Annotated in this window: 18 protein-coding genes and 1 pseudogene; 14 read left to right on the top strand and 5 right to left on the bottom strand. The window is 64.3% G+C overall.

Annotation, left to right across the window (positions count from 1 at the left end):
* Positions 1-156 precede the first annotated feature (156 nt).
* The 4 genes and pseudogenes from AABE10_RS19245 to AABE10_RS19230 all read left to right on the top strand — a co-directional run.
* Positions 157-1,473 (top strand): annotated as a pseudogene (locus AABE10_RS19245) (NCS2 family permease); the annotation flags it as partial.
* Positions 1,474-1,597: 124 nt separating this feature from the next.
* Positions 1,598-2,020 (top strand): metalloregulator ArsR/SmtB family transcription factor, encoded by a 423-nt coding sequence (locus AABE10_RS19240; protein WP_342934836.1) that lies wholly within the window; start codon positions 1,598-1,600, stop codon positions 2,018-2,020.
* Complete coding sequence (locus tag AABE10_RS19235) at positions 1,927-2,355, top strand: SRPBCC domain-containing protein (protein ID WP_342934835.1); 429 nt, start codon at positions 1,927-1,929, stop codon at positions 2,353-2,355. The genes AABE10_RS19240 and AABE10_RS19235 overlap by 94 nt, the downstream gene beginning before the upstream one ends.
* 62 nt (positions 2,356-2,417) lie before the next feature.
* Positions 2,418-3,191 carry a thioredoxin family protein gene (locus tag AABE10_RS19230; protein ID WP_342934834.1) on the top strand — a complete coding sequence of 258 codons (774 nt, stop codon included), beginning with the start codon at positions 2,418-2,420 and terminating at the stop codon, positions 3,189-3,191.
* 46 nt (positions 3,192-3,237) lie between these two features.
* Here AABE10_RS19230 and AABE10_RS19225 read toward each other — a convergent pair whose 3' ends face one another.
* Both AABE10_RS19225 and AABE10_RS19220 read right to left on the bottom strand, forming a co-directional pair.
* On the bottom strand, positions 3,238-3,420 hold the full coding sequence (locus AABE10_RS19225; protein WP_090861582.1) for a hypothetical protein: 183 nt from the start codon (positions 3,418-3,420) through the stop codon (positions 3,238-3,240).
* A gap of 158 nt (positions 3,421-3,578) precedes the next feature.
* Positions 3,579-4,496 carry an NAD-dependent epimerase/dehydratase family protein gene (locus AABE10_RS19220; RefSeq protein WP_342934833.1) on the bottom strand — a complete coding sequence of 306 codons (918 nt, stop codon included), beginning with the start codon at positions 4,494-4,496 and terminating at the stop codon, positions 3,579-3,581.
* A 388-nt stretch (positions 4,497-4,884) separates the two neighbouring features.
* Here AABE10_RS19220 and hutH point away from each other — a divergent pair, with 388 nt between their 5' ends.
* The 8 genes from hutH (at position 4,885) to AABE10_RS19180 (ending at position 14,138) form a co-directional block, all read left to right on the top strand.
* A complete protein-coding gene (gene hutH / locus AABE10_RS19215) occupies positions 4,885-6,408 on the top strand; it encodes a histidine ammonia-lyase (protein WP_342934832.1) in 1,524 nt (507 codons plus the stop codon).
* 36 nt (positions 6,409-6,444) lie between these two features.
* Complete coding sequence (gene hutC, locus AABE10_RS19210) at positions 6,445-7,140, top strand: histidine utilization repressor (protein ID WP_342934831.1); 696 nt, start codon at positions 6,445-6,447, stop codon at positions 7,138-7,140.
* Positions 7,141-7,231: 91 nt separating this feature from the next.
* Positions 7,232-8,920 (top strand): urocanate hydratase, encoded by a 1,689-nt coding sequence (hutU, locus tag AABE10_RS19205; RefSeq protein WP_342934830.1) that lies wholly within the window; start codon positions 7,232-7,234, stop codon positions 8,918-8,920.
* Positions 8,921-8,922: 2 nt separating this feature from the next.
* Positions 8,923-9,534 (top strand): HutD family protein, encoded by a 612-nt coding sequence (locus AABE10_RS19200; RefSeq protein ID WP_342934829.1) that lies wholly within the window; start codon positions 8,923-8,925, stop codon positions 9,532-9,534.
* 45 nt (positions 9,535-9,579) lie between these two features.
* Complete coding sequence (gene hutI, locus AABE10_RS19195; RefSeq protein ID WP_342934828.1) at positions 9,580-10,797, top strand: imidazolonepropionase; 1,218 nt, start codon at positions 9,580-9,582, stop codon at positions 10,795-10,797.
* Between the two features lie 99 nt (positions 10,798-10,896).
* Positions 10,897-12,297, top strand: a complete 1,401-nt coding sequence (locus AABE10_RS19190; RefSeq protein ID WP_342934827.1) for a formimidoylglutamate deiminase — start codon at positions 10,897-10,899, stop codon at positions 12,295-12,297.
* A 60-nt stretch (positions 12,298-12,357) separates the two neighbouring features.
* Positions 12,358-13,170 carry an N-formylglutamate deformylase gene (hutG, locus tag AABE10_RS19185; RefSeq protein WP_342934826.1) on the top strand — a complete coding sequence of 271 codons (813 nt, stop codon included), beginning with the start codon at positions 12,358-12,360 and terminating at the stop codon, positions 13,168-13,170.
* 305 nt (positions 13,171-13,475) lie between these two features.
* On the top strand, positions 13,476-14,138 hold the full coding sequence (locus AABE10_RS19180) for a hypothetical protein (RefSeq protein WP_342934825.1): 663 nt from the start codon (positions 13,476-13,478) through the stop codon (positions 14,136-14,138).
* 34 nt (positions 14,139-14,172) lie between these two features.
* Here AABE10_RS19180 and AABE10_RS19175 read toward each other — a convergent pair whose 3' ends face one another.
* A complete protein-coding gene (locus tag AABE10_RS19175) occupies positions 14,173-14,949 on the bottom strand; it encodes a helix-turn-helix domain-containing protein (RefSeq protein WP_342934824.1) in 777 nt (258 codons plus the stop codon).
* A 126-nt stretch (positions 14,950-15,075) separates the two neighbouring features.
* Positions 15,076-15,723, bottom strand: a complete 648-nt coding sequence (locus tag AABE10_RS19170; RefSeq protein WP_342934823.1) for a response regulator transcription factor — start codon at positions 15,721-15,723, stop codon at positions 15,076-15,078.
* Between the two features lie 634 nt (positions 15,724-16,357).
* On the opposite strand from AABE10_RS19170, the gene AABE10_RS19165 reads away from it, so the two are divergent.
* Entirely contained in the window at positions 16,358-17,281 is a 924-nt protein-coding gene (locus AABE10_RS19165) for a LysR family transcriptional regulator (protein ID WP_342934822.1), read from the top strand.
* A 9-nt stretch (positions 17,282-17,290) separates the two neighbouring features.
* Here AABE10_RS19165 and AABE10_RS19160 read toward each other — a convergent pair whose 3' ends face one another.
* Complete coding sequence (locus AABE10_RS19160; RefSeq protein WP_342934821.1) at positions 17,291-18,145, bottom strand: LysR substrate-binding domain-containing protein; 855 nt, start codon at positions 18,143-18,145, stop codon at positions 17,291-17,293.
* Positions 18,146-18,277: 132 nt separating this feature from the next.
* Between AABE10_RS19160 and AABE10_RS19155 the strand changes: the two genes are divergently transcribed.
* Positions 18,278-19,525: an aminotransferase class I/II-fold pyridoxal phosphate-dependent enzyme gene (locus AABE10_RS19155; RefSeq protein WP_342934820.1), complete on the top strand. Its 1,248-nt coding sequence runs from the start codon at positions 18,278-18,280 to the stop codon at positions 19,523-19,525.
* Positions 19,526-19,551 lie beyond the last annotated feature (26 nt).

The raw sequence follows: 19,551 nt of genomic DNA, 5'->3' as shown, positions 1-19,551 counted from the left end.
CAACGAGACGAACCTGATGACGGCGCCCGATGAAGAGGCCGCCGTTTCAGCATGCTGATAAAGGAGGCACTCATCATGATGGAACCCCAGGCCCAGAGCATCGCGGAAGCCAGCGGGAGCGAGGTGTTCGAAGGCACCCGCGACGGGCAGACGTTCATCGACCGTTTTTTCGGCATCACCGCGCGCGGCAGCACGGGACGTCAGGAGATCATCGCAGGCATCACGACGTTTCTCGCGATGGTGTATTCCGTGTTCGTCGTGCCGGGCATGTTCGGCAAGGCGGGTTTCGACACGAGTGCCGTGTTCGTCGCCGTGTGCCTGACGACGGCCTTCGGTTCGCTTCTGATGGGCCTCTGGGCGCGTCTGCCGATCGCGATCGGCTGCGCGATCTCGCTCACTGCATTCACCGCGTTCGGCCTTGTGCTCGGCAAGGGCTTGCATCCGAATGTGGCGCTCGGTGCGGTGTTCCTGATGGGCCTCGTTTTCACGGCGATTTCGGTGACGGGCGTGCGCTCGTGGATTCTGCGCAATCTGCCTGCGGGCGTCGCCCACGGCACGGGCATCGGCATCGGGCTCTTTCTGCTGCTGATCGCGGCCAATGACGTGGGGCTCGTCGTGAAGAATCCGGGGCCGGGGCTGCCCGTGTCGCTGGGCCATATCACGTCGCTGCCGGTGCTGATGTCGGTGGGCGGCCTTGCTGCGATCTTCGGTCTTGTCCGCCGTCGCGTGCCGGGCTCGATCCTGATCGTGATCGTCGCGATCTCGGCGCTCGCGCTGCTGATCGATCCCGCCGTCGTGTTTCATGGCGTGTTCGCATTGCCGTCGCTGAGCATGCCGGGGCACGCTTCGCTGATCGGCGCGATGGACATCAAGGGCGCGTTGTCGCTTGCGGTGCTGCCTAGCGTGCTCGCGCTTGTGATGACGGCTGTGTTCGACGCGACGGGGACGATACGCGCCGTCGCGGGCCAGGCGGGCCAGCTCGACGAGAACGGCCGCATCATCAACGGCGGTCGCGCGCTGACGGCCGACTCGCTTAGCTCGATCTTCTCCGGCCTGATGGGCGGCGCGCCGGCTGCCGCTTACATCGAGTCGACGGTGGGCGTCGCGGCGGGCGCGAAGACGGGTCTGGCGGCTGCCGTGGTCGGCTTGCTGTTCCTCGTCGTGATGTTCCTCTCGCCGCTCGCCGGTCTCGTGCCTTCGTATGCAACGGCGCCCGCGCTGATGTATGTCGGTTTGCTGATGCTCTCCAGCGTGAGCAAGCTGCACATGGACGATATGGTCGATTCGATGTCCGGCCTCGTATGCGCCGTGTTCATCGTGCTGACGGCCAACATCGTCACGGGCATCATGCTGGGCTTCTGCACGCTTGTGATCGGCCGCGTGGTCAGCGGCGAATGGCGCAAGCTGAATGTGGGCACGGTCGCGATCGCTATCGTGCTGGCTGTGTTCTATCTGGGCGGCTGGGCGATCTGATTCTTCCCTCTGTCTCCCGTTCGTCCGCGGCGCGCAAAGCAAATCACACGAAAGCTGTCGCAGACGAAAACCTGGCCTTGACGCCGGCCTTGACACATCGCGTCAGCCGCCTATACTTAACCTCATGGTTAAGTTTCAGGACGACACGCTCGATCGCACATTCGCGGCGCTGGCCGACCCCACGCGCCGCGCGATGCTGTCGCGTCTGTCCGATAGCGTGGACCTGTCCGTCTCCGAACTCGCCGAGCCGTTCGCGATGTCGCTGCCCGCCGTGATGAAGCACCTCGACGTGCTGTCGGACGCGGGCCTCGTCACGCGGACCAAGACGGGCCGCACGGTCGCGTGCCGTCTGTCGGCAGGGCCGATGGAGGAAGCGATGGAATGGCTGCGCCGCTATCAGCGGTTCTGGTCCGAAGCGCTCGATCAACTGGCCGCCTACGTGGAGGAACAGTCATGCCCGACCGCCCCAGTCTTACGCTCCATCGACACATCAGCGCGTCCCCGGCGAAAGTCTTCAGCGCGTGGACGGACCCGCAGCAAATCGTGAAGTGGCTGCATCCGGGCGGCTGCAACGTCATTCAGGCCGAGATGGAGCTGAAGGTGGGCGGCCGCTTTCACATCATCATGCGCGCGCCCGACGGCGAAGAACATGATGCGAGCGGCGTTTTTCGCGAAATCGCGCTGAACGAAAAGCTCGTCTACACATGGGCGTTTCGCTCGACGCCGGAACGTGAGTCCATCGTCACATTCATGCTGAAGCCTGACGGCGACGGCACGTGGCTCACGCTGAAGCACGAACAGTTCTTCGACGAAGCTGCGCGCGATGCGCATCGGGGCGGATGGTCGGAAGCGCTGGACGGACTCGAACACTATTTCTCGTGAAGGCCTCGCTCGCCTGCATCGAGCGAAAGCAGGGCGAACGGGCCGCGCAACCGGAGGAGCAGATGGAACAGCACAAGATCGTTTCACGCGAAGAATGGCTTGCTGCGCAACGCGCGCATCTCGTCGAAGAAAAGGCGTTCACACGCGCACGCGACGCGCTTGCGAAGAAACGCCAGGCGCTGCCGTGGGTGAAAGTCGACAAGACGTATACGTTCGATACGCCCGATGGCAAGAAGACGCTCGCGGACCTTTTCGCGGGACGCAGCCAGTTGATCGTCTATCACTTCATGCTCGGACCCGACTGGGAGCAGGGCTGCCCCGGCTGTTCGTTCCTGTCCGATCATATCGACGGCGCGCTCGTGCATCTCGCGCATCGCGACGTGACGTATGTGGCCGTGTCGCGTGCGCCGCTCGCGAAAATCGACGCGTACAGGAAACGCATGGGCTGGCAATTCCCGTGGGTATCGTCGTTCGGCAGCGACTTCAATTACGACTTCAACGTATCGTTCACGCCGGAGCAGGAAGCCGAAGGCAAGGTGTTCTACAACTTCGACACGCAGGACTACGCGTGCGACGAACTGCCCGGCATGAGCGTGTTCTTCAGGAACGACGAGGGCGAAATCTTCCGCACGTTTGCGTCGTATGCGCGCGGCGGCGAGCCGCTGATCGGCACATATACGCTGCTCGATTACGTGCCCAAGGGCCGCGACGAAGACGAGAACAAGATGATGGGCTGGTTGCGCCGTCACGACAGTTATGAAGACGGCGTGACGGGCAAATCGCTGACGGAAGGAAAAGAGGCGGATGCGTGCTGCCATCCGGCAGCGCACAAGTGACAAGTGAACGCGCGAGCAGTCAGGACAGCGGGATCTAGCCCCGCGTTTACAGCGACATTTCGAACGCAGGCTTGAGAAAGAGTTCGATGGCCATCACGACCAGGCCCATCGCGCCTGACGCGAGCGTGAGCGTGCCGTATTCGTCGTAACGCGAGTCGTACAGGCACGCGATCACGAAGAGAATCGCGAGCAGATTCGTCAGCCAGTCGAAATTGAGTGCAAGCAGCATTGAATGATCCGGGCTCGTGCCGATAGATCAAAATCGTCGTGATCCTGATCGAACGGATTCTAGCGATGCGAGCTTACGGATAAGCAACAGCCGGGCTTACAGCGCGTGCGCCGGACAACGTTCTGCGCGCGCTTTTACACGTTCCTTTACACGTCCCTTTACGCGTTCTTCTGCGCGTCTTTCATCATGTCGTTTTCGATCCAGTCGATCACCGACGTGCGCGTCGGTTGCCAGCCGAGCAGATCGCGCGCGCGGGTGCCGCGCACGCGGCTGTTCGAGCCGAGCCCGTACGACGCCATTTCATAGCCCCATTCGGCGATCGCCTGACCGAGCGGCCAGTCTTGCGGGGGACCGAGATGCAGTGCCTTTGCGATGGCCGCGCTCATGTCGCGGAACGACGCTTCGCCGCTTTCGACGAAATAGAACGTGCCCGCCGGGCTCTTCTCCAGCGCGAGTCGATACAGTTCGACGACGTCGTCGATAAATACGTTCGACCAGATATTGCCGCCGCTGCCGACATGCCGCACGACGCCGCTCGCCTGCGCCTGACGCAGCAGGCGCGGCACCTGCACGCTCGCGCTGCCTTTGACGGCGCCGCGCCCATAGATCAGCGTATTGCACAGCACCGACGAACGAATGCCGCGCTGCGCCGCATCGAGTACGAGCCGGTCGATCGCGACGCGCGGCGCCTTGTCGGCCGTCGGCTCAGGCAGCGCATCTTCCGTGTAGATCTTCGCGTTGCCGCGTTCGCCGCCCGACGCATCGCCGACGATGCTCGATCCGCTCGTATGCAGGAGCGGCTTGCCGGAGCCCGCGAGTCCTTCGATCAGCGCAACGATTGCGCCGCGATGGTCGCTGCTCGCCGCATTGACGACGGCGTCGGCGGCTTGCGCCTGCACGATCAGCAAGTCGCGATCGTCGAGCGTGCCGACGACGGGCTCGATGCCGAGGCGTTTGAGTTCGGCTGCATGTTCCGGGTTGCGGATAAGACCCGTCACGCGATGGCCCGCGCGCACGAGCCCGGCTGCAAGCGATCCGCCGATAAAGCCGCTTGCGCCTGTCACGAAGATGTTCAAAACGTTCTCCTTGCGAGAAAAGACTTGGGACGGCGTCAGTATGGCGTCGCAAGGGGCGTGCGAAAAGCGTGTGGGGCTCAAATCAATCTTGATTCGAAATCAAGAATGCGGGCGCGTGGCGGACGTCGGCTGACGCCGCCGTTTTTTGTCCGCTTGCCAACGCGCAAACCCGACGTGTATATACAAGTTATCGAAGCGGACCGGAAACGCACACCTATAAAGATGCGAACTGCCCGATCGTGACGCAGCGGCGAACACTGCCAGATCCATGCCAGACCGTCTTCATGGATCTAATGGAAACTCCTTACGCGAATCCGCAAAATTTGAGTTGTATATACAAGCTGCGGCCGCTACACTTCTCGAAATTGTATAGACAGGAACTCACATCATGATCCTCACGCCCGGCTCCCTGACTCTGCCCCAACTGCGCCAGATCGCACGCGAACAGGTGACGTTGCAACTCGATCCCGCGAGCTTTGCCGCCATCGACGCCTGCGCTCAAGCCGTCGCGGACATCGCCGCGAAGGGCGAGCCGGCGTACGGCATCAACACGGGCTTTGGCCGTCTCGCGAGCACGCATATCCCGCACGATCAGCTTGAGCTGCTGCAGCGCAATCTGGTGCTCTCGCATGCGGTCGGCGTCGGCGAGCCGATGTCGCTGCCCGTCGTGCGCCTCTTGATGGCGCTCAAGCTGTCGAGCCTCGGCCGCGGCCACTCGGGCATCCGCCGCGAAGTGATGGACGCGCTGATCAAGCTGTTCAACGCCGACGTGCTGCCCGTGATACCCGTGAAGGGCTCGGTCGGCGCATCGGGCGACCTCGCGCCGCTCGCGCATATGTCGGCCGTGCTGCTCGGCGTCGGCGAAGTGTTCGTGAAGGGCGAGCGCATCCCTGCGACGGAAGGCCTGCGTCTCGTCGGCCTCAAGCCGCTGACACTGCAAGCGAAGGAAGGCCTCGCGCTCTTGAACGGCACGCAGGCATCGACGGCGCTCGCGCTCTACAACATGTTCGCGATCGAAGACCTGTATCGCGTCGGCCTCGTGGCAGGCGCGTTGTCCGTCGATGCGGCGGCCGGCTCCGTCAAGCCGTTCGACGCGCGCATTCACGCATTGCGCGGCCATCAAGGCCAGATGGATGCGGCGTCGTCGTACCGCGCGCTGCTCGACGGTTCCGCGATCAATCTGTCGCATCGCGATTGCGGCAAAGTGCAGGACCCGTACAGCTTGCGCTGCCAGCCGCAGGTGATGGGTGCGTGCCTCGACCAGATGCGCGCGGCCGCGCAAGTGCTGCTCGTCGAAGCGAACGCCGTGTCCGACAACCCGCTGATCTTCCCGGACACGGGCGAAGTGCTGTCGGGCGGCAACTTCCACGCGGAGCCCGTCGCGTTCGCCGCCGACAATCTCGCGCTCGCCGCATCGGAAATCGGCGCGCTCGCCGAGCGCCGCATCGCGCTGCTGATCGACGCGACGCTGTCGGGTCTGCCGCCGTTCCTCGTCAAGGATGGCGGCGTGAACTCGGGCTTCATGATCGCGCACGTTACGGCAGCCGCGCTCGCATCCGAGAACAAGACGCTGGCGCATCCGGCATCCGTCGATTCGCTGCCCACGTCGGCGAATCAGGAAGATCACGTGTCGATGGCGACCTTCGCCGCGCGCAAGCTCGCCGACATCGCCGACAACACGGCCAACATCCTGTCGATCGAACTGCTCGCCGCCGCGCAAGGCGTCGATCTGCGCGCGCCGCACAAGACGAGCCCCGCGCTGCAAAATGTGATGGACACGGTGCGCGCGCACGTCGCGCACTACGAGCTGGACCATTACTTCGCGCCCGATATCGCAGCGATCACGAAGCTCGTGCAGGACGGCACGATCGCGGCGCACAGCCCGTTCTCGTTCGTCTCCGAGCAACGCTAAACCACTTGCACAGCGGCAGAGCGAGAGATGCCCGGCATGAACGCACCGGCCTATCAGGGAATCAAGGACTTCATCCTCGCCCGCATCCACGCGGGCGAATGGAGCGAAGGCCACCAGGTTCCATCGGAGAACGAGCTTGCACGCGAGTTCAACGTCGCGCGCATGACGGTCAACCGCGCGCTGCGCGAACTGACGGCCGAGCAGGTGCTCACGCGCGTTCAGGGCTCGGGCACCTTCGTCGCGCGGCCGAAATACGAGTCGACGCTGGTGGCGATCCGCAGCATCTCGGATGAGATCGTCGCGCGCGGCCATCGGTATCACGCGAACGTGCTGCACGTGGGCGCCGCAATCGCCGACGAAGAGCTCGCCGCTGAAATGCAGGTGAGCGCGGGCAGTCCGATCTTTCATTCGCGTGTGCTGCATTTCGAAAACGACGAGCCGGTGCAGCTCGAAGAACGCTGGGTCAATCCCGCCGTCGCGCCCGAATACGCGTTGCAGGACTTCACGAACACGACGCCGAACCAGTACCTCGTGCGCGTCGCGCCGTTGCAGCGCGTCGAGTACCGCATCGAAGCGTCCGCGCCGGACGCCGACACGCGCCGGCTTCTGACAATGGACGACGTCGAGCCGTGCCTCGTGCTGCATCGACGCACGTGGTCGCAGAGCGTGGTCGCGTCCATTGCGAATCTCTGGCATCCGGGCAACCGTTACCGGTTCACCGGCCACTTCTGACATTGCTGATTTCGTTTCCGCTCGCTCCGTTCAATCCATTCGCTCAGTCATCACGTCAGTCATCACCGTTACTAGCGCTTCCGAGGGCAACATGAACAACCCGAAACACATCGACCCGCGTCTCGACCCGACCCGCACGATCCGCGCGCCGCGCGGCAGCGAGAAAACCTGCAAGACCTGGATCGCGGAAGCCGCGTACCGGATGATCCAGAACAATCTGGACCCGGAAGTGGCGGAGCATCCGCATGCGCTCGTCGTGTACGGCGGCATCGGCCGCGCGGCGCGCAACTGGGATTGCTTCGATCAGATCCTCGCATCGCTGAAGGACCTCGAAGAGAACGAGACGCTGCTGGTGCAATCGGGCAAGCCCGTCGGCGTGTTCCGCACGCACGCCGATGCGCCGCGCGTGCTGCTCGCGAACTCGAACCTCGTGCCGCACTGGGCGACCTGGGACCACTTTCACGAACTCGACCGCAAGGGCCTGATGATGTACGGCCAGATGACGGCGGGCAGCTGGATCTACATCGGCAGCCAGGGCATCGTGCAGGGCACGTACGAGACGTTCTTCTCAGTGGCGAACCAGCACTTCAACGGCAATCCGAAGGGCCGCTGGATTCTGACGGGCGGTCTCGGCGGCATGGGCGGCGCGCAGCCGCTCGCGGCGACGATGGCCGGCTTCTCGATGATCGCCGTCGAGTGCGACGAGACGCGCATCGATTTCCGTCTGAAGACGCGCTACGTCGACAAGAAGGCGAAGACGCTCGACGAAGCGCTCGCGATGATCGACGAAGCGAAGAAAGCGGGCACGCCCGTCTCGATCGGCCTGCTCGGCAACGCCGCCGACGTGTTCGCGGAACTGGTTGCGCGCAATATCACGCCTGACTGCGTGACCGACCAGACGAGCGCGCACGACCCCATTCACGGCTACCTGCCGCAAGGCTGGACGATCGAAGACTGGCGCGAGCGTCAGAAGACGGACCCGCAGAGCATCGTGACGCCCGCGAAGCAGTCGATGGCGAAGCAGGTGCAGGCGATGCTCACGCTGCAACAGCGCGGCGCGGCGACGCTCGACTACGGCAACAACATCCGTCAGATGGCGCTCGAAATGGGCGTGCAGAACGCATTCGATTTCCCTGGCTTCGTGCCCGCGTATATCCGTCCGTTGTTCTGCGAAGGCAAGGGGCCGTTCCGCTGGGTCGCGCTGTCGGGCGATCCCGAGGACATCTACAAGACGGACGCGAAGGTCAAGGAACTGATCCCCGACGATCCGCACCTGCACAACTGGCTCGACATGGCGCGCGAGCGCATCGCGTTCCAGGGCTTGCCGGCGCGTATCTGCTGGGTCGGCGTAAAGGACCGCTATCGTCTGGGTCAGGCGTTCAACGAAATGGTCAAGAAGGGCGAGCTGAAGGCACCTATCGTGATCGGCCGCGATCACCTCGATACGGGATCGGTGGCGAGCCCGAACCGCGAAACGGAATCGATGAAGGACGGCTCCGATGCCGTCAGCGACTGGCCGCTGCTCAACGCGCTGCTGAACACGGCGGGCGGCGCATCGTGGGTGTCGCTGCATCATGGCGGCGGCGTCGGCATGGGCTTCTCCCAGCATGCTGGCGTCGTGATCGTCGCCGATGGCTCGGACGCCGCGCATGAGCGCCTTGGCCGCGTGCTGTTCAACGATCCCGCGACGGGCGTGATGCGTCACGCGGACGCCGGTTACGAGCTCGCGCAGAAGACCGCGCGCGAAGCCGGTCTCAAGCTGCCGATGCTGGGCCGCTGATCGTGGCCGCGACGTCATCGTCCGCAAGCGTGTCGCTGATCCGCGGCGCGGATGTCGTGGCGTCGCCGTGGAAAAACGGCGGCGGCGTCACGCGCGAAGTCGCGGCTCATCCCGCGGGCGCGGCGCTCGATGCGTTCGTGTGGCGCGTGAGCGTCGCCGATGTCGGCGCGGCCGGTCCGTTCTCGCGCTTCGCGGGCATCGACCGGACGCTCGTGCTGCTGTCGGGCGCGGGCATGCTGCTCGAAGGCGATGAAGGGGCGCATGCGTTGCGCGAGCCGCTCGACGTGGCGCGCTTCAAGGGCGAGACGGCCATCGACGCGCGTCTCGTCGACGGCCCGACGCGCGACTTCAATCTGATGGTGCGGCGTGGCGCGGCAACGGGCGACGTCGCGATCTGGCGCGACGAAGTGCGCGCGCAACTCGACGCCGATGTCGTGCTGCTGTTCTGCGCGCAAGGTTCGCTCGATGTCGCGCTCGCAGGCGATACAAAAGCCACGCTCGCGTCCAACGACACCTTGCGCATCGACAACGCTCGCGCATTGCGATGCGAGGTCGAGGGGACGGGCGCGTTGCTCGCCGTCTGCATCCGCTATACCGAACCACCGCAAGCCTGAGCATCGCGGCTTGCTTCGAACGGACAGCCTTCGACGAAACCGACAATGAAGCCAACCGTCTGGAACCATCTGAAGCTCTGCGCGCAGGGCAACCCCAACGAAACGATCGACGATGCCGCGATCGCCGTCGAGAACGGCCGCATCGCGTGGCTCGGCGCGGCGCGCGAGATGCCCGCGCAATATACGGCCTGGTCGCGCGAGGACCTGAGCGGCGCGTGGGTGACGCCGGGGCTCGTCGATTGCCACACGCATCTCGTGTACGGCGGCCAGCGCGCCGATGAGTTTGCGCAGCGTCTCGCAGGCGTGAGCTACGAAGAAATCGCGAAGCAGGGCGGCGGGATCGTGTCGACGGTGCGCGCGACGCGCGCCGCCGACGACGCATCGCTCTTCAGTCAGTCGGCGGCGCGGCTCGAACCGATGCTCGCCGAAGGCGTGACGGCCATCGAAATCAAGTCCGGCTACGGGCTCGACCTGCAAAGCGAGCGCAAGATGCTGCGTGTCGCGCGGCAACTGGGCGAGCGTTATCCCGTGACGGTCTACACGACGTTTCTCGGCGCGCACGCGTTGCCGCCGGAGTTCGCGGGCCGCGCAGACGACTACATCGATGAAGTGTGCGAGCGCATGCTGCCCGCGCTCGCCGACGAAGGGCTCGTCGATGCCGTCGACGTCTTCTGCGAGCGCATCGGCTTTTCGCTCGAACAGAGCGAGCGCGTGTTCAACGCGGCGGCGCGGTGCGGACTGCCTGTCAAGATGCACGCGGAGCAGTTGTCGAACAGCGGCGGCACCGCGCTTGCCGCGCGTCATCGCGCGTTGTCGGCGGATCATCTGGAGTTTCTCGACGAAGCGGGCGTTGCCGCGATGAAGGAAGCGGGCACCGTCGCCGTGCTGCTGCCCGGCGCGTTCTACTTCATCCGCGAAACGCAGTTGCCGCCGCTCGACCTGCTGCGCCGCTACGACGTGCCGATTGCAATTTCGACCGACAGCAATCCCGGCACATCGCCCGCGACCTCGCTGCTGCTGATGATGAACATGGCGACGACGCTCTTCCGGATGACCGTGCCCGAAGTGCTGCAAGGCGTGACGCGTCATGCGGCGCAGGCGCTCGGCAATGCGGATACGCATGGCGCGCTCGCGATCGGGCGTGCCGCCGACTTCGCGGTGTGGTCGGTGCAATCGCTCGCGGAACTCGCGTACTGGATCGGGCGTCCGCTGTGCGAGCGCGTCGTGCGCGGCGGCGAAACCGTCTATACGCGGCGCGGCTGATTCGCGCGCGGGAACACGCGTAAAGGCACGGAAACACGCACAGAAACACGCACGAGCACGCGATCAAAGCAAGCCAACGCAACGACAGCCCAATACGACATGACTCAAGCCACTCAATCGCTTTTCGCCGATCACGCGTTCCTGCCCGAAGGCTGGCGTCGCAATGTGCTGCTGCAATGGGACGCGCACGGCGCGCTGCTTTCCGTCACGCCCGACGCGCAAGCGCCCGCGGGCGTCGCGCGGGCGAGCGGCCCCGTCTTGCCCGGCATGCCGAATCTTCATTCGCACGCGTTTCAGCGCGCGATGGCGGGCCTCACCGAATACCGCGCCGGAGGCCCGGGTGCAACCGACAACTTCTGGAGCTGGCGCGACCTGATGTATCGCTTTGCCGCGCGCATCACGCCGGAAGGACTCGCGTCGATTGCGCAATGGCTCTACATCGAAATGCTGAAGGCGGGCTATACGTCCGTTTGCGAGTTCCACTACGTGCATCACATGCAGGACGGCAGCCGCTATGCGAACGCGGCGGAACTGGCGCAACGCGTCGTCGATGCGGCTGGCGCGAGCGGCATCGGCATCACGATGCTGCCCGTGCTCTATCAGTACGCGGGCTTCGGCGCGCGGCCGCCGCGCGACGATCAGCGGCGCTTCATCAACACGCCGGAGAGCCTGCTTGCGTTGCTCGATACGCTGCGCGGCGCGCGCCCCGAACATGGCGCGCTGCGTTACGGCGTCGCGCCGCATTCGCTGCGCGCCGTGTCGAGCGATACGCTGCGCGCGCTGCTCGATGGCCTCGACGCGATGTCGCCGGGCGCGCCCGTGCATATCCATATCGCCGAGCAGACGGCGGAAGTGGACGCGTGCATCGAAACGGAAGGCGCGCGACCCGTGCAATGGCTGCTCGATCGCTTCGACGTGGACGCGTGCTGGTGTCTCGTGCACGCGACGCATATCGACGCCGATGAAACGGCGGCGCTCGCGAAGAGCGGAGGCGTCGCGGGCCTGTGCCTGACGACGGAAGCGAATCTCGGCGACGGCATCTTTCCCGCGCACGGTTATCTCGATCAGAACGGGCGCATCGGCGTCGGCAGCGACAGCCATATCGGCGTTGACTGGCGCGCGGAGCTGCGGCTGCTCGAATACGGACAGCGCTTGTCCAGACGGCAGCGCAACGTGCTCGCATCGGCGGACATGCCGCGCGTCGCGGACCGCCTGTTCGCTGCATCGCTGGAAGGCGGCGCGCTTGCTACGGGTCGCGCTGTCGGCGCGTTGCGGGCTGGCGCGCGCGCCGATTTCATTGTGCTCGACGCGAACCATGCGAGCATCGCGGAGCATGCGAGCGACGCGTGGTTGTCGGGCGTCGTATTCTGCGAGCATGGCGAGACGCCCATCCGCGATGTGTACGCGGGCGGCACGAAAGTCGTCGATAACCGCGAGCATCGCGACGAAGAGCGCGCGTATGCGCAATACCGCGCGGCGCTTTCCGAGCTGCTGAAGTGAAGCTAACCGAATCGCCGGCTCTCTCGCCGGCCCGAATCAACTTTGAGAAGCACTGACGACATGACCGCGACGCACACCTTGCCTGTCTTCTCGCTGCACCGGGGAAGCCTGCCGATGCTGATCTCGATCCCGCATCTGGGCACGCGCATTCCCGACGACATCGCCGCGACGATGACCCCCGTCGCCGCGCGCACCGACGATTGCGACTGGCATCTCGACCGCCTGTACGCGTTCGCGAAACGCATGGGCGCATCGATTCTCGCGCCCACCTACGCGCGCTACGTGATCGACCTGAACCGTCCGCCCGATGGCGCGAACCTCTATCCAGGGCAGGACACGACAGGCCTCTTGCCCGTCGATACCTTCGACAAGGAGCCGCTCTATCTCGACGGCCATCTGCCCGACGACGCCGAAGTCGCGCGCCGCCGCGACGCGTACTGGAAGCCGTATCACGAGGCCTTGCAGGGCGAACTCGCCGCGCTGAAGGCGCAGCACGGCAACGTGCTGCTGTGGGAAGCGCACTCGATCCGCTCGCAGGTGCCGCGCTTCTTCGACGGACGGCTGCCCGATTTCAACTTCGGCACATCGAACGGCGCAAGCGCAGTCGAAGGGCTCGCTGAAACGCTGGCGAATATTGTCGTAGGGCACGGCGGCTATACGGCCGTTGCAAACGGCCGCTTCAAGGGCGGCTATATCACGCGGCACTACGGACAGCCCGCGCAGAACGTGCATGCGATCCAGCTCGAACTGTCGCAGATCACGTACATGCAGGAGCAGATGCCATACGCGTACGACGAAGCGCTTGCCGCGAAGATCGAACCGCTGCTTGAAACGCTCGTGAAGACGGCGCTCGAGCGCGTCGTGGCTGCCTGATGACCCCTTCCTCGCCGCGATACGGAGAAAACCCTGTGGCGGCGTCTCCATCGCGGAACGCGGCTTGCTTCCCGCGGTCAATTCCCGAGTGAGTGGCACGCGTCCGGTCTGCGCGCCACTGTTGTCTTTGCGCCGCAGCGTTCGGGCGAATCCGGTTGCGCGCCGCATGGCGATGCGACTATCTTTGTCGAACACAGCGCCTGGGCACGCGCGTTGCGCCGCGAGGCCGTCCGGCGAAGCATCGCGCATCGGCGCCGCGTGCGCTGCATGCGTTAGCGGCGAGACTGACGAAGGAAGACCCAGCGATGGAATATTCCGACGAATACCTGCTTCCTGTCTGGCGAACAAATCTGGCCCTGCTGACGCGCGAGGTCGGTGCATCGACGCGTCTTGCGCGGATGATGACGTTCTCCCCGTCGTATCTGAAGCTGATGCTCTCCGGCCAGCGAGACTTCAGCGAAGAATTCGTGCGCGGCGTCGAAGCGGTGACAGGGCTGCCGCCCGGCTGGATGGATACGCCGCATGAATCGCACGACGTACCCGACAATGCACGCGATGCAATCGACAACGAAACGCCGCTTGCCCGCTTTCGCGGCACTGCGCATCCGGTGCGCAAGAAATCGGTGCTGCGTCCGCCGGAGCCGATCTTCGGTCAGCAGCCGCAACGCCGTCCCGAAGACGACACGCACGAAGCCGAGCAGCATCGGCGTCAGGCTCACTTTCGCAAGGTGCGCGATCTCGCCGTGCAGGAAGTGCGGCGCTTCGAACGCTACCTGACGCAGCCGCCCGTCGAGCTGGCGTCGGTGCGCGCAAAAGTCGAAGACGTAATGGCTGCCGCCGAACTCGACGAACGGATCGATGCCGATCTCGCCGGCCGTCTGGAACAGATCGACAAGCACCGCCATATGCTGCTGCGTCATACAGAGCGCCTGCACGCGCTGCTCGCACAGCTAGGCGAAGACGGCTGAGCGTGTCACGCACGATCCGGTAGCGCATGATGCGTCACAGCCGCGCGAGCGCGGCGCTGTCGAGAATGCGGATCTGCTTGCCGCGCGCATGCACGAGCCGCTCCTGCTGCAACTTCGAGAACATCCGGCTGGCTGTCTCCAGCGTGATGCCGAGATAGCTGCCGATCTCGTTGCGCGTCATGCGCATGTTGAACTCGGTCGCCGAATAGCCGAGCGTGCCGTAGCGTTCCGCGAGATTCAGCAGAAATGCGGCGACGCGCTGCTCGGCGCGCATCGTGCCGAGCAGCAGGATCATGTTTGTTTCGCGCACGATTTCCCAGCTCATCATTCTGTGCAGATGCCGCTGGATCGGCTTGATTTCGCGGCACAGGTTCTCGAGCGGCTCGAACGGAATCACGCAGACGGTGCTGCGTTCGAGCGCGACCGCGCCGCAACGATGCTGGCCGCCGGCGATGCCGTCCAGCCCGAGTATTTCCCCTGAGATCTGGAATCCCGTCACCTGCTCGCGTCCTTCGCGATGCATCACGACGGTCTTGAACGAACCGCTGCGCAGCACGTAGACGCTGTGAAACGGATCGTTCGCGCGATAGAGATTGGCGCCGCGCTGCACGGAGCGCACTTCGCAAACGAGCGCGTCCACCTGCGTGAGTTCGTCGGCGCTGAGATCGGCGGGATTGCACAGTGCGTTGATCGCCCATTGCGAGCCGAACGGCACCGGATGCAGCGCCGCGCTCGCGTGCAATCTCCGCGCGAGGTCCGGTGCCTGGCTGAATGGGAAGGGCGTGGGCGTCTGCGCGTCGGCAAGCAGCATGATCATCTCCTTCAAGGGAACGCGCGTGCGGCCATGCGCGCGTGCGGTGATGTTGTCCCGCCTTCGCGTCATGGCAGAAGAGCGGCGCGGACGGGCGACTTCGGTGTTGCGGTGAGCGTGGCGCGCTCAGGGTTCCTCGCTGTCGTCGAACAGCCTGTGGCGCATCGCGTAGCGGACGAGCGCCGTGCCGTGCGGCATCCGCATCTTCTCGAGGATGCGGGCCTTGTAAGTGCTGACGGTCTTCGTGCTCACGGACAGTTGCGTCGCGATCTCGCCGATTCTTTCTCCCGCCGCGATGCGCCGGAACACGTCGAATTCGCGCTTGCTCAACCGCTGATGCGGCAGCGCTTCATGAAACTCGGGCGGATCGCGCGCGATCTGCGCGGCCATTGCGACGCTCATGTGGATACCGCCGCTGGCGATCGTCGTGAGCGCGCTGATGAGATCGCCGCTTGCGCTTTCGCTGGTCAGATAGCCCGATGCGCTCGCCTTGAATGCACGTATCGCATACTGCTCGTCGCCGTTCATCGTCAGCACGAGTATCTGGGTACCCTGATCGATCTCCCTGATTTCGCGGATCAACTCGACGCCGGTGCGACCCGCGATCGACGCGTCGAGTATCAGGACGTGCGCCTGCGTCGAGCGCACCAATGCGATCGCGCTGGCCGCATCCGCTGCTTCGCCGGCGACTTCGAAGTCCGTCAGGCGAAGCAGAATGTGGCGGATGCCTTCGCGTATCAGCGCGTGATCGTGTGCGATGAGGATACGGATCATGAGTGCGGCTCTTGAAGTTGAAAGGGCGTTCAATGGAAACGCGTTCTCGTGCGCGAGCGGCACAATTCAAGTGTCGCCGCGCGTAATGCCATTTTGTTCGCGTTCTCGATTATTTAACGCATCCATCGTGTTTGATATCGCTTATGTAACTACCGAATAGCCGGCATTTCATTGTTGAAAACAAAGCGAATTGATCGTGCATGAGAATAATTTATCCCCCTCCAAACGGAGGGTGCCCCATCGAATTTCCCGACTTAGACTCTCTGCTAATCGGTCGGGGGCGCAACCAGATGTAGTCAGGAAACATGCCGCAAGTAGCCTGCACGCCGTGGCCTAAGACGAGCGACGCAATGCGTTCAGCGCTTCGCCGCACGCCGTATTGCACACGCCCAATCAACCGCGCGAAGGGAAAAGACGTCCGCGTCAAGACCTGCGACTCACTGTCGTGCTCTGCATGCTCGCGCTCCATCGGATGCCTCCATTGCGATAAAGAATTAGCTGTACAAAAGCGGCGTTTTGCCGTATCGCGAGTAACGGTGCATGTGATTTTTCCTTAAAAATAATATGTCTCATAGGATAACTAAGAAATAGATTTAGTTGAAAACAGTATTTTCATTTTTGAAAAAGGTTTCTTATGGATCTAAACGCGACTCGTATGTTCGTTACGGCAGTGCAGACGGGGACCCTTTCTGCCGCGGCAGCACGCCTTAATGTTCCGTTGCCTACGTTGAGCCGGCGCATCCGGCGGCTCGAGCGCGACCTGCGCGTGCAACTGATCGAGCGCGGCACACGGGGCGTGACGTTGACGCGCGCCGGCATGCAGTTCTATGAAACGACCGACTTCGGCATCGACGCGCTGCTCAAAGCCGAGGATGTGCTGAGGTCCGGGCAGGCTCATTACGAAGGCGTGCTCAGGCTTTCGTTGCCGCCTTCGTTCGAGCCGTGGTGGGAGATGCTCGGCGAATTTCAGAAGCGGTATCCGGCGATCAAGGTGTGCGTGTACAGCAGCGAGCGCAATGTCGATCTGCGGCACGAGGGCATCGACGTGGCGCTGCGGGTTGGCCGTGTCGTCGACGACAGCATGGTGGCGCGGCGGCTGGTCAGCTACCGGCATGTGCTGGTGGCAAGTCCGTCGCTCGCCGAGCGCCTCGATATCGATTCGCCCGAGGCGCTGCATTCGTGTCCGTGCGCGGTCTGGTCGAACGAGCCGAACGACGAAAGCAGCTGGCGTCTCGGCGACCAGGCGCTGCGCGGCAGCGTGAGGCTCGTCACGAACGACTACCTTCATTTGCGCATTCGCGCGTTGCGTGGCGAGGTCGTCACGGAGCTGCCGCCGTTTCTCGCTGCGGACGCGATCCGCGACGGCACGCTGCGCCCGGTGTTCCCCGATCTCGTGATGCCGTTGCAGCACATCAGTCTCGTGTACCCGTCGCATCGTCATCCGTCGAGCCTCGTAAAGGCCTATCTCGACCACTGCGAGGAATACGTCACTTCGTTCGTGGAGCTCGCCAGCAAGGGGGCGCACGCATCGGGAGGGGAGCGGCCGTCTCGCGGCTGACGCGTGCCTTCAGGCGCGCAGTTCGCTCAGGATCTGTTCCGCGAGATAGTCGCAAGGCGGACGATTCGAACGCGCGCTGCGCGCCAGAATGATTTCGAGTTCCGGCAGCTTCGGCAGGCCATGCGGCCGACCGAGCGTGACGAAGCGCTCGGGCACCGCGCAACGCGCGAGCGGCGCGACGGCGAGCCCGGCGTCGACCATGCTGAAGAGCCCCATCAGGCTCGGGCTTTCATACGACGTGCGATAGGCGATCTTCGCGCGCTCAAGCGCGTGCAGCGCGTTCGCGCGCGCGACGCTGCCTGTGCCGAACACGGCAATGGGAAGCGGGCGTTCTTTCCACACTTCGCGTCCCGCGGCGGATGTGCCCGCCCAGACCATTGGTTCGAGCCGGATGAACTCGCCCGCGAGACCCTTGACGCGTGTCACGCACGCGAGATCGATCTTGTTGTCCTTCAGGAGCGGCGCCAGCGCATTGCTGGGCAGGCCGACCACCTGGATTTCGACCTTCGGATAGGTCGCCGAAAAGTTGCGCAACACGGAGGGCAGCAGCGACGACGCGTAATCGTCCGGCACGCCGATCGCGACACGGCCTTTCACATCGGGATGCACCACGGACGCCCATGCCTCGTCGCGCAGCGCGAGCATGCGCCGCGCGTAGGCGAGAAGCGTCTGGCCGTCCTGCGTCAGCGTCACGCTGCGCGGTCCGCGTATGAAGAGCGGCTTGCCGAGCGCCGCTTCGAGCGAACGTATCTGCATGCTCAGCGCCGATTGCGAGCGATGCACGAGCGTCGCGCCGCGCACGAAGCTGCCCGTATCGGCGATGGCGACGAACATGGCGAGCACGTCGAGGTCGAGGGCTTTCATTCTCTGTTATCCGCTGTTATCCGTTAGTGGGATGCATCAGGAAAATTGATCGAAATGTTCAATATAACGCGTTTTCCTGAAGTCAGGCGCAGCGGGCATACTGGTTTCGTCCGAGACCTTTCACACGACACCATGACGACGCCCGCCACCTACGACGAATTCAAGCGCCTGAACATGCGGCTCGACATGTCGCGCGGCAAGCCTTCGCCCGAGCAGCTGGGCCTGTCGCGAGCGCTGATCGACGAAGCGGGGACGGCGGGTTTCGTGTCGCGCGACGGAATCGATTGCCGCAACTACGGTCATGTGCTGGGCCTGCCGGAAGCGCGCGAGTTCGGCGCGCAACTGCTGGACGTCGACGCGGCGCAAGTCATCGCGGCGGGCAATTCGAGCCTCGAACTGATGCACGATGCGCTCGTGTTCGCGATGCTGCACGGCGTGTCCGCTCCTGTGTCCCATCACGCGCCGTGGAGCCAGCAGGGCGAGGTCGCGTTTCTGTGCCCGGTGCCCGGGTACGACCGGCACTTCGCGATCTGCGAGGCGCTCGGCATCCGCATGATCGCCGTGCCGATGACGCACGACGGCCCCGATATGGACGTCGTCGAAGCGCTCGTCAGGCACGATGCGTCGGTGAAGGGCATCTGGTGCATGCCGCTCTACAGCAATCCGTCGGGCGCGATCTGGTCGCGCGCGACGATCGAGCGACTCGCCGCGATGCCCGCAGCCGCGAACGATTTCCGGCTCTTCTGGGACGACGCATACCGTTTCCATCATCTGACCGACACGCTGCACGCGACGCCCGACATCATCGAACGCTGCGAGCGGGCGGGACATGCGGATCGCGCGCTGGTGTTCGCATCGCTGTCGAAGGTGACGCTGGCGGGCGGCGGCGTTGCGTTCCTCGCGTCGTCGCGGCGCAATGTCGACTGGTGGCAACGGCATGCGAGCGTTCGCACGATCGGCCCGGACAAGTTGAACCAGTTGCGGCATGTGCGCTATCTGCGCGACCGCGAAGGGCTCGAACATCTGATGGCGAAGCATCGCGCGCTGCTGCGCCCGAAGTTCGACGCAGTGGTGGCCGCGTTCGACGCGCTGCTCGCCGATGTGCCCGATGTGTCGTGGAACCGGCCGGCAGGCGGCTACTTCATCAGCCTGTACGTGCCGAAGGGCCATGCGAAACGCACCGTCGCGCTCGCGGCCGACGCGGGACTCGTGCTGACGCCCGCAGGCGCCGCGTATCCGTATGGACGCGACGACGAAGACCGGCATCTGCGTATCGCGCCGTCGTTTCCGTCGCTGGATGAGGTGACGCTCGCGGCGCGCGGCATCGCGCTGTCGCTGCGCCGCGCACTGGAAGAGGGCGCCGCGCCAGTGACGAAGTAACGAGCGTTCGCCGGCCTTCGCAAGCC

The sequence above is a fragment of the Paraburkholderia diazotrophica genome (assembly GCF_038900755.1).
GTDB classification, from domain to species: Bacteria; Pseudomonadota; Gammaproteobacteria; order Burkholderiales; family Burkholderiaceae; genus Paraburkholderia; species Paraburkholderia diazotrophica_A.
The sequence above is the reverse complement of the archived record's forward strand: the minus strand, read 5'-3'. Positions and strand labels throughout refer to the sequence as shown.

Bases quoted from the DNA above. Each gene is read 5' to 3' on its own strand.
- AABE10_RS19240 (WP_342934836.1), top strand. From the start codon at position 1,598: ATGGTTAAGTTTCAGGACGACACGCTCGATCGCACATTCGCGGCGCTG.
- AABE10_RS19235 (WP_342934835.1), top strand. From the start codon at position 1,927: ATGCCCGACCGCCCCAGTCTTACGCTCCATCGACACATCAGCGCGTCC.
- AABE10_RS19230 (WP_342934834.1), top strand. From the start codon at position 2,418: ATGGAACAGCACAAGATCGTTTCACGCGAAGAATGGCTTGCTGCGCAA.
- AABE10_RS19225 (WP_090861582.1), bottom strand. From the start codon at position 3,420: ATGCTGCTTGCACTCAATTTCGACTGGCTGACGAATCTGCTCGCGATT.
- hutH (WP_342934832.1), top strand. From the start codon at position 4,885: ATGATCCTCACGCCCGGCTCCCTGACTCTGCCCCAACTGCGCCAGATC.
- hutC (WP_342934831.1), top strand. From the start codon at position 6,445: ATGAACGCACCGGCCTATCAGGGAATCAAGGACTTCATCCTCGCCCGC.
- hutU (WP_342934830.1), top strand. From the start codon at position 7,232: ATGAACAACCCGAAACACATCGACCCGCGTCTCGACCCGACCCGCACG.
- hutI (WP_342934828.1), top strand. From the start codon at position 9,580: ATGAAGCCAACCGTCTGGAACCATCTGAAGCTCTGCGCGCAGGGCAAC.
- AABE10_RS19190 (WP_342934827.1), top strand. From the start codon at position 10,897: ATGACTCAAGCCACTCAATCGCTTTTCGCCGATCACGCGTTCCTGCCC.
- hutG (WP_342934826.1), top strand. From the start codon at position 12,358: ATGACCGCGACGCACACCTTGCCTGTCTTCTCGCTGCACCGGGGAAGC.
- AABE10_RS19180 (WP_342934825.1), top strand. From the start codon at position 13,476: ATGGAATATTCCGACGAATACCTGCTTCCTGTCTGGCGAACAAATCTG.
- AABE10_RS19175 (WP_342934824.1), bottom strand. From the start codon at position 14,949: ATGCTGCTTGCCGACGCGCAGACGCCCACGCCCTTCCCATTCAGCCAG.
- AABE10_RS19170 (WP_342934823.1), bottom strand. From the start codon at position 15,723: ATGATCCGTATCCTCATCGCACACGATCACGCGCTGATACGCGAAGGC.
- AABE10_RS19165 (WP_342934822.1), top strand. From the start codon at position 16,358: ATGGATCTAAACGCGACTCGTATGTTCGTTACGGCAGTGCAGACGGGG.
- AABE10_RS19160 (WP_342934821.1), bottom strand. From the start codon at position 18,145: ATGAAAGCCCTCGACCTCGACGTGCTCGCCATGTTCGTCGCCATCGCC.
- AABE10_RS19155 (WP_342934820.1), top strand. From the start codon at position 18,278: ATGACGACGCCCGCCACCTACGACGAATTCAAGCGCCTGAACATGCGG.